Annotated in this window: 11 protein-coding genes and 1 tRNA gene; 5 read left to right on the forward strand and 7 right to left on the reverse strand. The window is 59.5% G+C overall.

Going from position 1 to position 15,115, the window contains the following annotated elements:
- The first annotated feature begins 19 nt into the window (after positions 1-19).
- Positions 20-2,083, forward strand: coding sequence for an ATP-dependent DNA helicase RecG (recG, locus tag KYK83_RS04535; RefSeq protein ID WP_222827343.1), 2,064 nt, complete (start codon positions 20-22; stop codon positions 2,081-2,083).
- Here recG and KYK83_RS04540 read toward each other — a convergent pair.
- From KYK83_RS04540 to acs, 4 genes are read right to left on the reverse strand one after another with little or no spacing between them, the layout of a single operon-like run.
- A complete protein-coding gene (locus KYK83_RS04540) occupies positions 2,080-2,886 on the reverse strand; it encodes a fructosamine kinase family protein (RefSeq protein ID WP_222827344.1) in 807 nt (268 codons plus the stop codon). The two genes, recG and KYK83_RS04540, sit on opposite strands and share 4 nt — an antisense overlap.
- Positions 2,873-3,346, reverse strand: a complete 474-nt coding sequence (locus tag KYK83_RS04545) for a low molecular weight protein-tyrosine-phosphatase (RefSeq protein WP_222827345.1) — start codon at positions 3,344-3,346, stop codon at positions 2,873-2,875. The genes KYK83_RS04540 and KYK83_RS04545 overlap by 14 nt, the downstream gene beginning before the upstream one ends.
- Positions 3,347-3,385: 39 nt before the next feature.
- Entirely contained in the window at positions 3,386-4,621 is a 1,236-nt protein-coding gene (locus tag KYK83_RS04550) for a sensor domain-containing diguanylate cyclase (RefSeq protein ID WP_222827346.1), read from the reverse strand.
- Between the two features lie 28 nt (positions 4,622-4,649).
- Positions 4,650-6,599 (reverse strand): acetate--CoA ligase, encoded by a 1,950-nt coding sequence (gene acs, locus KYK83_RS04555; protein ID WP_222827347.1) that lies wholly within the window; start codon positions 6,597-6,599, stop codon positions 4,650-4,652.
- A gap of 103 nt (positions 6,600-6,702) precedes the next feature.
- On the opposite strand from acs, the gene KYK83_RS04560 reads away from it, so the two are divergent.
- Complete coding sequence (locus KYK83_RS04560; RefSeq protein WP_222827348.1) at positions 6,703-8,712, forward strand: TonB-dependent receptor plug domain-containing protein; 2,010 nt, start codon at positions 6,703-6,705, stop codon at positions 8,710-8,712.
- A 4-nt stretch (positions 8,713-8,716) separates the two neighbouring features.
- On the opposite strand, the gene KYK83_RS17395 is transcribed toward KYK83_RS04560, so the two are convergent.
- On the reverse strand, positions 8,717-8,839 hold the full coding sequence (locus KYK83_RS17395; protein WP_283249907.1) for a hypothetical protein: 123 nt from the start codon (positions 8,837-8,839) through the stop codon (positions 8,717-8,719).
- 339 nt (positions 8,840-9,178) lie between these two features.
- Here KYK83_RS17395 and KYK83_RS04565 point away from each other — a divergent pair, with 339 nt between their 5' ends.
- Positions 9,179-10,174: an AI-2E family transporter gene (locus KYK83_RS04565; protein ID WP_222827349.1), complete on the forward strand. Its 996-nt coding sequence runs from the start codon at positions 9,179-9,181 to the stop codon at positions 10,172-10,174.
- A gap of 180 nt (positions 10,175-10,354) precedes the next feature.
- On the opposite strand, the gene KYK83_RS04570 is transcribed toward KYK83_RS04565, so the two are convergent.
- Together KYK83_RS04570 and KYK83_RS04575 are read right to left on the reverse strand one after the other, a co-directional pair.
- Complete coding sequence (locus KYK83_RS04570; RefSeq protein WP_346729416.1) at positions 10,355-12,076, reverse strand: sensor domain-containing diguanylate cyclase; 1,722 nt, start codon at positions 12,074-12,076, stop codon at positions 10,355-10,357.
- Between the two features lie 508 nt (positions 12,077-12,584).
- Positions 12,585-12,661: transfer RNA gene (locus tag KYK83_RS04575), tRNA-Pro, on the reverse strand.
- 130 nt (positions 12,662-12,791) lie between these two features.
- Here KYK83_RS04575 and thyA point away from each other — a divergent pair.
- Positions 12,792-13,718 (forward strand): thymidylate synthase, encoded by a 927-nt coding sequence (gene thyA, locus KYK83_RS04580; RefSeq protein WP_222827351.1) that lies wholly within the window; start codon positions 12,792-12,794, stop codon positions 13,716-13,718.
- Positions 13,719-13,797: 79 nt separating this feature from the next.
- Positions 13,798-15,099, forward strand: coding sequence for a 3-methyl-2-oxobutanoate dehydrogenase (2-methylpropanoyl-transferring) subunit alpha (locus KYK83_RS04585; protein ID WP_222827352.1), 1,302 nt, complete (start codon positions 13,798-13,800; stop codon positions 15,097-15,099).
- The last annotated feature ends 16 nt before the right edge of the window (positions 15,100-15,115 follow it).

Here is a 15,115-nt window from a genome sequence, read left to right on the forward strand (position 1 = left end):
GCGGCTATAGCATTCCGCAATGCGTCCCGATATTCTCAACCCCCTCTTCGCCGAGACAGAAACTCTCGATGGCGTTGGACCCAAGCTGAAGAAACCACTGGACCGGCTTGGCCTTACGCGGGTGCGCGATCTCGATTACCACCTTCCCGAAAGGTTCGTGACGCGCCGCGCGGTGCAGAATGTCGACGATGCGGGCGAAGGCGAGCAGATCGTGGTGAAACTGTCGGTCACAGAGCATCGCAGCGGCCGTTCCCCGCGGGCCCCCTATCGCGTGCTGGCGCAGGATGGCATCGGCAACGTGATCGCGCTGACCTATTTCGGGCGCGCGTCCTATAATGCGAAAAAGCAACTGCCGGTGGGCGAAAGGCGGTGGGTCGCAGGCAAGCTGGAACGCTTCGGCGACATGCTGCAGATCGTTCATCCCGATCATGTGGTGGAGGAAGGCGGCGAAACCCTGCAGCGGCTGTGCGAGCCGGTCTATCGCCTGTCGGAAGGGCTGACCCAGCCCAAGATCGCAGGGCTGGTCGACCAGTCGCTGTCCCGCACACCCGACCTGCCCGAATGGATCGACAGTTCGCAGGTGAACAAGGAAGACTGGCCCACTTGGCGCGATGCGCTGGTGCTGGCCCACAAGGGCGAAAATGCCCCGGCGCGCGATCGGCTGGCGTATGACGAACTGCTCGCCAACAGCTTGGCCCTGATGCTGGTTCGGGCCGACAATCGCAAACGCAAGGGCCAGCCCCTGCAGGGCAACGGCACTTACCGCGGAAAGCTGACCCTACCGTTTCCGCTGACGGGGGCGCAGCGGCGCTCCATCGCCGAAATCGAAGGCGATATGGCGCAGGAAGCACCGATGCTGCGGCTTCTCCAGGGCGATGTCGGTGCAGGCAAGACCATCGTGGCTCTCGAAGCCATGCTCATCGCGGTGGAAGCGGGCGCCCAGGCGGCGCTGCTCGCCCCGACCGAAATCCTGGCCCGCCAGCATTACGAGAGCCTTCGCCGCATGGCGGAACCCACCGGCGCGCGCGTGGCGCTGCTGACCGGGCGCGACAAGGGGAAGGCGCGCGAAGCTACGCTGATGGGGCTGCTGGATGGCAGCATTGACCTCGTCGTGGGTACCCACGCGATTTTCCAAGACGCGGTCAGCTATCGCAATCTCGCCATGGTCGTGATCGACGAACAACACCGTTTCGGGGTGGGCCAGCGCCTTATGCTGGCCAGCAAGGGCAGGCGCGCGCCGCATGTCCTCGCGATGACGGCGACGCCGATCCCCCGCACTCTGACATTGGCGCAATATGGCGAACTGGATGTCAGCAAGCTCGACGAATTGCCGCCCGGACGTCAGGCGATCGACACGGTTGTCATGGGACAGGCGCGGATTGGTGCGCTGGTCGATCGGCTCGCCGCGCAGATCGCCGAAGGGCGGCAGGCCTATTGGGTCTGCCCGATGGTCCGCGAAATGGACGGCCCGGAAGAAATCGCCGCCGCGGAAGCGCGCTATGCAGCGCTGAAAGAGCGTTTCGGCGATGACGTGGTGATGGTCCACGGCCAGCTCGGGGCAGAGCTCAAGGACGCGGCGATGGAACGCTTCGCCCGCGGCGATGCCAAATTACTCGTGGCAACGACAGTGATCGAGGTCGGTGTCGATGTGCCCAATGCCACCTTGATGGTCATCGAACAGGCCGAACGCTTCGGCCTTGCCCAGCTTCACCAGCTTCGGGGCCGGGTGGGGCGGGGTAGCGGGAAATCCTTCTGCGTCTTGCTCCATGGCGAAACACTGTCCGAAAGCGCTCAGAAACGCTTGGCCCTGATGCGCGAATCCCAGGACGGTTTCTTTCTTGCAGAAGAAGATCTGCGTCTTCGCGGTGGTGGCGAACTGCTCGGAACACGGCAATCTGGCGATACGCCGTTCGCCGTGGCGAGCCTCGAACAGATCACGGAACTGTTGCCCAAGGCCTATGACGATGCGCGCCTGTTGATGGAACGCGACGGCGGTCTTGAAGGAAAACGGGGCGAGGCGGCACGGGTGCTGCTGTATCTTTTCGAACGCGATTTTGGCGTCAAGACCCTCCGCGGCGGCTAGAAGCCCAGCTGATCGAGATCCCGTTCCGCAGCCACCCGGTAACCGGAACCGAACAGCCGCACATGGATCAGCCACATCCACAACCGGTACACCGGCAATCGCTTCCGCCACCCCGGCGCCAGGTCCAGCTGCTCGAAGAATTGCGGAGGAGGTGTGTCGAAAGCCGTCAGCGCGGCTACATCGACTTCGCGGTCGCCGTGACAGGCACAAGGATCGATCAGCCACGCAGTGGCCCCGTCCCACACGATATTGCCGCCCCACAGATCGCCATGGACGAGTGACACGGGTGGTCTTTCCGGGATTAGATCGTCCAGCCTTTCCGCCAGTGCAGTGACTCTTCGACCAAGATCGGGATCGAGTTCGGGGACATGGCAAAGGAGGCGATTATCGCGCCAGAATTCCACCCAGCTTTCTCGCGGTTGGTTCTGAACGACGATATGGCGCAGGCCGTAATCTTCCTTCCAGCCGTATTTCCGACCTGCGGCCGCGCCGCGCAAAGGGGCCATCGTTTCGGCAAGCGCTGACCAGGTGGCTGATGAAAATGGTCGAGGTTGCCCAAGATCCTGGAGGAACAGCCAATCCTCGACTGTTCCCACCACCACGGCTGACGGCGCATCCAGTCGCTGAAAAGCTTCCAGCATTCGCGCCTCGCGATCGATCAATGGACCCTTCTTGGCTACGCAGGAAAAACCGTCGGCAAACTCGATCCTGCTGGCACCGGATATGTCCCCGCCAGCCAGAGTTTCTATCGCTGTCGGGCTGGCACCGAATATTGCTTTTGCCGCATCTTCAAGCGCGGTCATCGGTCATTTTCGCGACCAGTACCTTGGCTGCCATCGACACATCGTCCCATGTCGCACGGAAATTGTCTTCGCCGCCATACCAAGGGTCGGCGACTTCGCGGCCTTCCTGTCCGGGCACGATATCCATGAGCATGAATACCTGTGCTTTGCCGTCGCCCGGATCTACACTGGAGATGTTCGTCATGTTCGATCGGTCCATACCCAGGATCCAGTCGAACTCATGGAAATCAGCCGGCTTCAGTTGTCGGCCGCGATAGCTGGAAATATCGATGCCATGGCGCTGCGCCTCCTCGATACTGCGGGGGTCGGGCATTTCATCGACATGATAATCCGCTGTGCCGGCGCTATCGACCTCGGCGTCCAGTCCGGCTTCGCTCGCAGCTTTGCGAAAAGCCGCTTCGGCGAGGGGAGAGCGGCAGATATTGCCGAGGCAGACGAAGAGCACGCGCTGTTTGGTCATCGCCACTGCCTACGCGGCTATCGCACCCGCGTGCAAGTGTCAGGCGGCCAGGCGAACCTGGTTCCTGCCGCCGACTTTCGCTTCGTAAAGGGCGGTGTCTGCCCGCACCATGATGTGGTCGATATCGTCGCCGGTGCGAAATTCCGCCACACCGAAACTGGCTGTGAACGGGATGATCCCATTGTCCCACGTAACCGGCCGCCCGGCGATGGCTGCGCGCATCCGCTCGCAAACCAGATGCGCCTTTTCCAGATCTGCCCCGGGCAGCAGAACGGCAAATTCTTCGCCGCTGATCCGTCCGACGAAATCCTGCTCCCGCAGGGCCTGCATCGCCCGGCTGCCCACTTCCCTGATGACTTCATCACCGGCCTCATGGCCACAGCGGTCGTTGATGCGCTTGAAATGATCGACATCGAATATCGCCAGGGCGAATTTTCGTTTGGGATTGTTTTCGGCCACCGAAATCGCGCGGGCGAGCGCATCGGTGAATTTCTGTCGATTGGGAAGGGAGGTGAGGGCGTCCGTCCCAGACACCCGCTCCAATTCGCTTTCCAGTCCGCGTCCCCTGGCAAACGAGCGGCGCAGAAACAGGATAGTCACTGCTGTCAGTAGCAGGAACAGCACCCCGATGCTCGCCAGCACATACTGAAGGCGCTCGTTCGATACCGCTCGCAAGTCGGCAAGTTCGCCGCGCTCGAGCAGCAGCGCCCGTTCGGCATCCACGAGCGCGTCGATTTCGTGCAAGACCGCTTCGAGCGCATCCTTGTCGTTTCCGAGCTGAATGTAGAAGATTGCATCTTCGCGCCGTCCGCTTTTCTGCTGCGCGATCACGGCGTCGAGAACCGCGTTGAATGCGCCGAACTCGTCGCGCATATCCAGCAGCCGTTGCTGCTGTTCCGGATTGTCGGCCGTAAGTTCGATCAGGCGGGCAAAGCTCTTGCCCGCCGCATTGCGACCTTCGACAAAGGGATCGAGTAAACTTGCATCACCGGTAAGCAGAAACCCGCGTTCGCCGCGCACCTGCTGAAGTGCCGCCATCCGCAGTTCGTCTGCCGCCAGCAGAACGTCGAGCGAGTGAACCTGTCGCTCGCGCACGGCGGACAGATCCTGTGATGAACGATGCGCGTTAAAGCTTGCGCCGGCCAGCAGCACGGCCAGCAGAATGGCGCAGCCGAACAAAAAATAGCTGCGCCATTCGAACTGGCGGGAAGGGCGCGCCAGAAGTCTCGCTATCCACATCTGGCGGCGTTCCTGTGCATCCGCCTTCAATGCCATCGCGTGGTTAACTTAGAGCTAAGGTCTGCTAACGGTTCTTTCTTCCCTCGATAAGTTCATCGACTACGCCGGGATCGGCCAGTGTCGATGTGTCGCCCAGTGATGTGAAATCGTTTTCGGCAATCTTGCGAAGAATGCGCCGCATGATCTTCCCGCTCCGCGTCTTGGGAAGGGCTGGGGTGAAATGGATGTGATCCGGTGTCGCAATCGGGCCGATTTCTTCGCGGACATGCGTGCGCAATTCTGCCGACAGTTCGTCACCCGGCTCTTCTCCGGCGTTGAGCGTGACATAACAATAGATGCCTTGGCCTTTGATATCGTGCGGGAAGCCGACCACGGCTGCCTCGCTGACCTTCGGATGCAGAACCAGCGCGCTTTCAACTTCGGCCGTACCCATGCGATGGCCGGATACGTTGATGACATCGTCGACGCGGCCTGTGATCCAGTAATATCCGTCCTCGTCGCGGCGGCAGCCGTCACCCGTGAAGTACTTGCCCTTGTAAGTGCTGAAATAGGTCTGGATGAAGCGTTCGTGATCGCCGTAGACCGTGCGCGCCTGACCGGGCCAGCTTCGGGTGATGCACAGATTGCCCTCTGTCGCACCGTCCAGAACATGGCCTTCATTGTCGACCAGCTGCGGGCACACACCGAAGAAAGGCCTTCCCGCACTGCCCGGTTTCATGTCATGCGCGCCGGGCAGGGTGGTAATCATGCAGCCCCCGGTTTCGGTCTGCCACCAGGTGTCTACGATCGGCAGTTTCCCCCCGCCGACAGTCTCATAATACCAGCGCCATGCCTCGGGATTGATCGGCTCGCCCACGCTGCCCAGCAAACGGAGCGATGACAGGTCGTGCTTCGTTACATGAGCGTCGCCCTCGCGCATCAGCGCGCGGATCGCGGTTGGAGCAGTGTAGAAGATGTTGACCTTGTGCTTTTCGCATACGGCCCAGAAGCGGTCGTGATCTGGATAGTTCGGAACGCCTTCGAACATCAGGGCGGTCGCCCCATTCAGCAGCGGACCGTAGACGATGTAGCTGTGCCCGGTGACCCACCCGATATCTGCAGTGCACCAGAAAACCTCACCTTCGCGATAATCGAAGATGTAACGGAAGGTGGTTTCGGTCCAGACGGCATATCCGCCGGTGGTATGCAGAACGCCCTTTGGTTTGCCTGTCGAACCTGACGTATAGAGAATGAACAGTGGATCTTCCGCATTCATCGGCTCGCATGGACATTCATCCGCCACATCGGCCGAAAGCTCGTGGTACCAGTGATCGCGGCCTTCCGTCATGCTCACCGAACCGCCCGTGTGTCTGATGACCAGAACACCCCTGTTCGGCACCTTTTCAAACGCTCGATCGACATTGCTTTTCAGCGGAATCCGCTTGCCGCCGCGCAGTCCTTCGTCTGCGGTGATCATCCAGTCGCTCGCACAATCCTCGACCCGGCCCGCGATCGCGTCGGGGCTGAAGCCGCCGAAAATCACCGAATGGATCGCCCCGATCCGCGCACATGCCAGCATGGCAAAAGCGCCTTCGGGCACCATGGGCATATAGATGGTTACCCGGTCGCCTTTGGAAACACCCATCTTTTTCAAGGTGTTGGCCATTCGAACAACCTCTGCCTGAAGTTCGGCGAAGGTAATCCGGCGCACCTCTTCATCGGGAGCATCGGGCTCGAAAATCAATGCGATGCGCTCGCCATTGCCCGCCTCGACATGCCGGTCGACGGCATTGTGACAGATGTTGAGAACACCGTCCTCGAACCACTTGATGGAAACCGGATCGAAGGACCAGTTGCCAATGACCTCGGGCTTGCTGAACCAATCGATCCGCTCCGCCTGCCCGCGCCAGAAAGCATCCGTATCCTCGATGGTTCGCGCATAGAGTGACTGGTATTCTTCCAGCGTGCAATTCGTGCCTTCGGCGGCCATAGCGGGGCGCTTGACCCATTCAGATTTCTTGCCAGCTTCCGTCATGCATCAGGTCTCCTCTTCGACATATCTCTAGGCATTCGTTTGCTCAGTGCAAACGCCTTGCAGGCACTCGCAATTCCCCAGACCTGGCGTTAGGGCGAGCGCGATGGTCATTTTTCGATATTCGCTGGCTGCTAGCCTGATCGCGGTCGCCGCCGCGACCCCCACATTCGCGCAGACCGATGAGCCTGTAATCATTGTGACCGGCACGGGGCTGGAAGCGACACCTGCTGCTCCAGCTTACGACACGCAGGAAATCGATCGCGACCAGTTGCTTTCCGTGCCGTCCGGGCGGATCGAGGATGCCCTTTCGTCTGTTGCGGGGTTCCAGCAGTTCCGCCGTTCGGACAGTCGTTCCGCGAATGCGTCCGCCCAGGGCGCGACGCTGCGTGCCCTGGGCGGCAATGCGACCAGTCGGGCGCTCGTCCTGCTCGACGGTGTGCCCATGAGCGATCCCTTTTTCGGCTATGTTCCTTTCAGCGCGCTTGCGCCGGAGCGTCTTGCGCAAATCCGGGTCACACGGGGCGGGGGATCGGGGCCCTTCGGTGCCGGGGCGCTGGCCGGAACGATCGAGCTGGAAAGCGCCGGGCTCGAGGCACTGGACGGCGTCGCCGGTCAATTACTGGTCAATGATCGCGGGGAGACGGAAAGCTCTGCGAGCATCGGTTCGCGCCTGGGCGCTGGGTTTGCCGTGGTGTCGGGTCGCTGGGATCGTGGGAAGGGCTTCTTCACAACGCCCGCAGATGATCGTGTGCCGCAGACGGCGCGCGCTGCCTTCGATAGCTGGTCGACCCAATTGCGCGGCGTTGCGCCCCTCGCAGGCGATGTCGAGCTTCAATTTCGCGGGCTTGCTTACCGCGATGCTCGGACGTTGCGATTTGAAGGCGCCGACAGCACGATCGAAGGCCAGGATGCGAGCCTCCGGCTGATCGGTCGCGGCCGATGGCAATTCGATGCGCTGGCTTATGTCCAGGCACGCAATTTCACGAATGTCGTGATCAGCTCGAGCAGCTTCACTCCGGTACTGGATCAGCGAAATACTCCGTCGATCGGCCTCGGCGGAAAATTCGAACTGCGCCCGCCGACCGGAGAAGACAATGTGCTGCGGCTGGGTGTCGACTATCGTCGATCGGATGGCGAATTGTTCGAAACGGCGATCAGCGCGTTTTCCGGCGCGGTCACGGCGCGGCGTAATGCTGGCGGCACAAACAGCGATCTTGGCCTCTTCATCGAGAATGACTGGACGCTTGGTACCCTGACCCTGACTGGCGGCGCGAGGCTTGATCGCTGGTCGATCCGCGACGGTTTCTTCAGCGAGCGCGACGCCAACGGACTGCCCGTCGCCGCCGAAACCTTCGCCGACAGGGGCGGATGGGATGCCTCTTTTCGAGGGGGATTACTCCTCCGGCCATCCAACACACTAGCCCTCCGGGCCGCAGCATACTCCGGCCTTCGTCTGCCTACGCTTAATGAGCTTTACCGCCCGTTCGTCGTCTTCCCCGTCGTCACCCAGGCCAACGCGGGATTGCGGAATGAGAGACTGGAAGGGTTCGAGGCCGGATTGGACGTCACGCCGACCGAAACCCTGTCACTATCCCTCACCGCGTTCGACAACCGCGTAAAGAACGCGATAGCCAATGTGACGATTGATACTAACCTGCGAGAGCGTCAGAATATTGATGCGATCCGTGCTCGTGGTATCGAGGCCGGAGCGAAGGCAGATCTGGGTAAGCTCAGCCTGAATACCTCTATCTCATGGACGGATGCCGAAACTCGCGGATCGGGCTTTGCCGCAGCACTCGATGGTAACCGACCTGCCCAGACACCCCGCTTTGCGGGGCGCGCAACGCTCGCATACCGCCCCGCGATCGACTGGATCCTGTCGGCAACCGTCGGTCACGTTAGCGCCCAGTTCGAAGACGATCTGGAAATGGATACATTACCTGCTGCAACGACGCTCGACGCCTTTGCGCAGGTGCCGATCATGGGCAAGCTAAGCCTGGTACTCCGCGGAGAAAATCTTACGGGCGAAACAATCGTGACCCGCAACCAAGGCGGTTCGATCGACCTGGGTGCCCCGCGCACGATATGGGGCGGTCTCCGCTACGGCTTTTGAGCGATCAGGTGGCGTCGTCGACCGTGTTGGCGACCGATTTCAAATCATCGCCCACCCCGCGAACAGTGTTGCAGCCACTCAGAACGATGGTGGCCATGAAAAGTGCAGCAATGGTTGCGCGGCGCATTTGAGGAAATCCCGATATAGTTTTCAGACCGGTCGCAAAAGGCGACAACCTCCTATCGCGCAAGCAGGCTTGCTGCGCAATGAAGGGTTGGGATGAAGTGCTAGACTGGCCGCGGCCGAAGTCGAACAGCGGCCAATTGAATCGAAAGCGCTCCAAGGGCCCGTCGTATTTCATCGAAAGCGTGAATGCTGCGAATGCCAGAGGGGGACAAGCGCCCTAGGAATTATCCATTTAATAAGGACCTGACGTTGCGGCTATTGGTTGATGCTTCCGGGCGGCCGATCGGAGCTCGTCCTGGGAGTAAATGAAAATGCCCATCGACTGTCTCGTGAGCTTCCCGTGACCGGCAGCCTTGCGCAGTTTTCCTTCCGTGTTCTGATAGCTATAGCACTGGTAGTTTGCGCTCTGCTGATCTGGCAGTTGCAAAGCGTTCTCTTGCTAATCTTCGCAGCGGTAGTGGTAGCCGTTGTACTCGACGCCTTTGGAAACGCGTTGCGGAAGCTGGCACCCGTGCCGGAAGGCGTTTCGCGTCTGCTGGCCGGCATTCTGATTGCGTCGGTGCTTATTGGCGCGGCGTTGTTGTTCGGTCGCCAGATATCCGCCCAATTGTCCCAACTCGGCGACACGCTTCCCCCAGCTTGGGAGAATTTCGTCGACTGGGCAGGCCCCGACCGTGTTGAAAGCGTGATCGACGATTTCGCGCCTGACGGCACAAGCCTGGCCTCAATGGTGCAAACAATGTTCGGGGCACTGACAGACGCGCTATCCGGTTTGGTGGTCGCGGTATTGGGCGGGGTCTATATCGCCATCAATCCCAAAACCTATCATAAAGGTGCCATCAGGCTCCTTCCGCAACGTGCGCGCGATCGTGTGGATGCAGCCAGCCGCAAAACGGGAAAGGCCTTACGCGACTGGTTGCTGGCCCAGCTCATTTCCATGCTTGCAACCTTCCTGGTCGTCTATCTCGGACTGACCCTGCTTGGCGTGCCGTCCGCACTGGCGCTGGCTATCTTGGCCGGGCTATTCGAGTTCGTGCCACTCCTGGGGCCCGTCTTGGGCGCAATACCCGCAGTGCTGATAGCCGGCACCGTTGGTATCGATACAGCGTTGTGGACCATCGGTTTCTTTATCGTTTGGCAGCAGATCGAGGGCAACGCTGTTGCTCCTCTGGCCATGAAATTTGCAGTCGAGATCCCGCCAGCGGTCACATTATTTTGCCTGCTGATTTTCGGGGTTTTGTTCGGTTTGCCCGGCCTCTTGCTGGGTGGCCCATTGACCGTGGTAATATGGATGGCGATCAAGACGCTGTGGGTCGAACCACGAGCGTCTGGATAAGCGGAGTCAGTTGCCTCGACCATTCGACTGGTCAAAAGGAGCGAAGGCTCCGCAGCGAATTAGAGCGACAAGTACGCCAGCAAAGTAGTCAAAAGACCGGTTAGAAAATTTCCATTCTAATGGCACTCATTGCCGGGCACGCTGACTGACCTGAAACCTGCTCCTGTTAAGTCCCCCTAATCACATGTGGACGCGATCAATCCCGGACACCAGGGTTGTGATCACTTGGTGTCTAGCAGAGCTGATATCAGCGATGATCACGCGGTTTCGGCCTGCGTGCTTGGCGGCATAGAGTGCGTCGTCGGCTTGCCTGTAAAGCGTGTCGAACGGCCCATCCGCTATGCCTTGCGCTATCCCAATGCTGGTTGTGATCCGGAGAGCGGGTGCAATTTCATCCAAATTGCATTGCGCCAATTCGGATTTTACCGCTTCGCCGAGCCGGAATAGGTCTTCTTCGGCAAGCCCGCTCACACCCACGACGAACTCTTCTCCGCCTAGCCTGCCAACATGGCAGGCATATCGCGCTTCAAACGTCTGCAATTTGCGACTTATAGCTATTAGGACCTCATCTCCTGTCTGATGCCCAAACTCATCATTGACCAACTTGAACCTATCCAGATCGATTACGAGCAAGCCGAATGGGACTTTCACGAGCCCGCCAAAATCTTCTGAGCATCGGGCAAGGAACCCCCTGCGGTTCAACAATCCCGTCATCGGATCCCGTTCGGCGAGTTCCACCATTCTCAAACCAGTTTCGATCGCGACGTCGCGCTCCACTCGCAGGGATCCCAAGCGTGCCGCTGCAAAGCCGGTCAAGCAGATAACCTGCAAGGCGGAAGCAAACAGCATCACGATCCTGTCGCCGCCGCCCCATAACACCCCGCCGAGATCGACTATCTGAGTAATGGCCAACGTTGCCATGGGAATGGCCCAGCTAATCGCAAGATAACGGCCTTCCACATGACCATCCTTCCAGGCTTTTGCGATGCAGGCCGTTGCTAGTGCCACGCAAGATAGGGTCCCGATCCCCAGTATTATGGCAAACCGTCCAATGTTGGCGGCGGGCAGGCCGCTTACCGTACCCAAGGCGAAAACTACGGCGCCGAGCGCGACGAGCAGGCGGCGCGGGCGTTTCGGCGTGGCTTGCCGTAGCGCCGCTGCCGTTGCGAGAGACGCCAACAGAATTGCAAGACAGGCCAGAATAGTCGCGAGGCGGTTCGATGTGGTGCCCGCCATCTCTGGAATTATCGTCAGTCCGATCTGAGACCAAACAAGGCCCCAGATCATGACTGTCGCCGCCCAGCCACCATGCCAAAGAAAAAAGCTTTGCCGTAAGCCCATAGCGAGACCGAAGTTGAACAACGCAGCTATACCTAGAAGAGCCAATGCACCTCCGATAGCGAATGCGGTCAGCTGGAACTGGCGTTGTGCGGCCGGCTGAGAAACCATTCGCAGCTCAAGCAGATCATAACTCTGCAGGCCCTCTATTCGTAGCCATGCCGCGCTAGCTTGATTGTCAACATCGGTGTCGAAAGCGATCTGACCACCGACTTGCCAATTACTGCCGTAGGCGCCTCGGCCGACCGACCCCGCTTTTCGTATGCCGTTTCTATATTCGAGGTAGACATCGAGGCGTTCGAACCGAGTGGATTGAATGGCGAGCGATGCATCTTGCGAAAGCGCTGGCGCGATCGGCACACGCAGCCAAAGGACACGGCTGCTGTAACTGCGTGGTTTCCCCGAGCATTGCAGATCGGATCTATCGGGAACGATAACAGAGCGCGAAACGGCAAAGCATGTGTCGGTAGGTGGGGCCGCGAACAGGCCAGGGCCGATAAGTCCGGCGCAGATTATCACAACCGTTTGAAGGAGCGACCGCCACGTGAACCACAGCAAACTCATGTTTGACTTCGAGACCCCTTGGCGAACTGCGCTTCGCTCGCGCTTATCCAATTAGCTATTTCGTTCTTTAACTTAGGTACATTTCATTAAATTCTCTTCAATGCCAGCAGTTAGCAGCAGGACAGACCTCCATACGCATGGCATTTCAACGCTGACTTGCGTCCGTGACAGTCGAACGTCCGCCCTAAGGTAGGTGTCACAAGTAATCAGCCTAACGGAATTGCGCTTTCGGCACGTGCCAATACGAAAAAGCATTGGGGGCTGTTCGGGGAAGGTCGTTGCTCGGGTCAGCCGTCTGAAGCGCGAGCGCTAGAGGCCGAGAGGTAATATTTCGGAAATGGATGCGGCGCCGGATGACATATCTCGCGCCGCGACGCGTAAGATGAGCAATGCGAATAATCGGTCTGACCTTTCCGCATGTGCATCGCTTATGTGCTACAGTCGTGTGACCGCAGTGGTGCGATGCATCATGCTAAAGAGGCGGAAAACCGTCGTTTTTGCGATAAAGTGGTCGGGGAGAGAGGATTCGAACCTCCGGCCCCTGCCTCCCGAAGACAGTGCTCTACCAGGCTGAGCTACTCCCCGACCGGATGCTTGCGGGGCGAACCCCGCGAGGCAGAGGCGGGCCTATAGGTGTGGATTGCCATGCGTGCAAGCGGGCAATTTGCACATTCTCGCGCTAACGTTAAAGCCTTGCTCAAACAAAGCCGGGCCAATGTCAGACATCCACTACGAACAGCAATATCTCGACCTGATGCGCCGCATATGGTCTGATGGTGATGAGCGCGAGGATCGCACTGGTGTTGGCACGCGTTCCATATTCGGCGCGACTTTGAGGTTCGACCTCTCGGCAAATGCCATGCCGCTTATCACTACCAAGCGCGTGTATTGGAAGACGGCCACGCGTGAGATGTTGTGGTTCCTCACCGGCGAAACCAATATTCGTCCGCTCGTACGGCAAGGGGTGAAGATCTGGAACGAGTGGCCCCACGCGCGATATGTGAAGGAAACGGGCGACAACATCACGTTGGACGATTTTGTCGAGTGCATTGCCGATGATGCGGCGTTTGCGGAACGCTGGGGTGATCTCGGTCCGGTGTACGGGAAGCAGTGGGTCGATTGGCCGACTTATCGCGAACGCGACGATGGGCTTTATGAGACCGGTCCGGGAATAAATCAGATTGCTGACCTGGTGGATTCGCTCAAGACGAACCCGGGCAGTCGCCGCCATATCATTGAGGGTTGGAACGTGGCCGAGATCGACGAGATGGCACTTCCGCCCTGTCACAAGACCTATCAGTTTCACGTCGCGGGTGGGCGGCTGAACTGCTGTCTTTACCAGCGTAGCTGCGATGTTGCGCTTGGCCTGCCGTTCAATCTCTGGTCCGCTGCTTTGCTCACCAGAATGCTGGGCCAGCAAATAGATCTCGATCCGGGGGAACTGGTTTGGATGGGCGGCGATACGCATCTCTATCTCAATCACAACGATCTCATAGAAGAGCAATTGTCACGGGAACCGCAAGGGAACCCAACGCTTGAGATAGTGCGGCGTCCGGCTACGATATTCGATTACAGGATCGAAGATTTCGCAGTTCATGATTATGCGCCGCACGGGCCCATCAAGGCGCCCGTCGCGGTGTGATCCGGCGCTGACTTGACCGCACCCCACTCGTGAAATAAAATAACGCGAAAGCGTAAGATTGCGTCTGGGAGACGATTCTATGGCCGAACGGCCCGAGGGTAGTGCAGCGGAGGGTGATAATCGCCCGAAACTTTCGTTGCATGTGCCCGAACCTAAATTTCGGCCTGGGGATACGGTCGACTTCTCGCATATAAATGTACCCGAAGCGGGGAGCATGGCACGTCCCGACGAGACCTGCGACCCGAGCGAAATGCGCGATATGGCGTTTGGCCTGGTGCGCGTACTCGGCGAGGACAATCAGGCGCATGGGGCGTGGAACCCCAAACTCGATCCGGATACGCTGCGTAAAATGCTCGGTCACATGGCAATGACGCGCGCTTTTGACGAGCGTATGTTCCGAGGTCAGCGGCAGGGCAAAACCAGCTTCTACATGAAGTGCACGGGCGAAGAGGCGACGAGCGTCTCGGCCAGCATGGCCTTGGCTGCGGACGATATGGTCTTCCCGAGCTATCGCCAGCAGGGAATCCTGATCCAGCGCGGCTACCCGATGATCGAGATGATCAACCAGATCTATTCGAACAAGGGCGACAAGCTGAAGGGCCGTCAGCTCCCGATCATGTATTCGAGCCGCGAGCACAGCTTCTTTACCATCAGCGGCAATCTGGCCACGCAGACGCCGCAGGCGGTAGGCTGGGCAATGGCAAGCGCAATGAAGGGCGACAGCCGGATTGCGGCCACCTGGGTGGGTGAGGGCAGTACCGCAGAAGGCGACTTCCATTCTGCCTGCACCTTTGCGACCGTGTATAATGCACCGGTTATCCTCAACATTATCAACAACCAGTGGGCCATCTCCAGCTTCAGCGGTTTTGCTGGTGCCGAACGGACCACCTTTGCTGCCCGTGCGCTCGGCTATGGCCTCGCCGGCTTGCGCGTCGATGGAAACGATGCGTTGGCGTGTTACGCGGCGGAGAGGTGGGCGGCCAACCGGGCGCGGGCGAATGCCGGGCCGACGCTGATCGAGTTCTTCACCTACCGCGCGGAGGGGCACTCCACCTCGGACGATCCCACCGGTTATCGCAGTGCGCAGGAGCGCACCGAGTGGCCGCTGGGCGACCCCGTGACACGCCTCAAGGACCATTTGATCGCGATTGGCGAATGGGACGAGGATCGGCAGGAAAAGATGGATCTGGAGGCGGCGGAACACGTCAAGAAGGTCACCAAGGAAGCCGAAGCAAACGGCATCCTTGGGCACGGTCTCCACCACCCTTTCCGGACCATGTTCGAGGACGTATTCGAAGAGCTTCCCTGGCATCTCAAGGAGCAGAGCAAGCAGGCGATCCGCGAGCGCGAGATCAAGTTTCCGGGAGGGCTCGACCAGTGAGCGCCGACGCGAACAC

Source organism: Qipengyuania pacifica (assembly GCF_019857205.1).
GTDB classification, from domain to species: Bacteria; Pseudomonadota; Alphaproteobacteria; order Sphingomonadales; family Sphingomonadaceae; genus Qipengyuania; species Qipengyuania pacifica.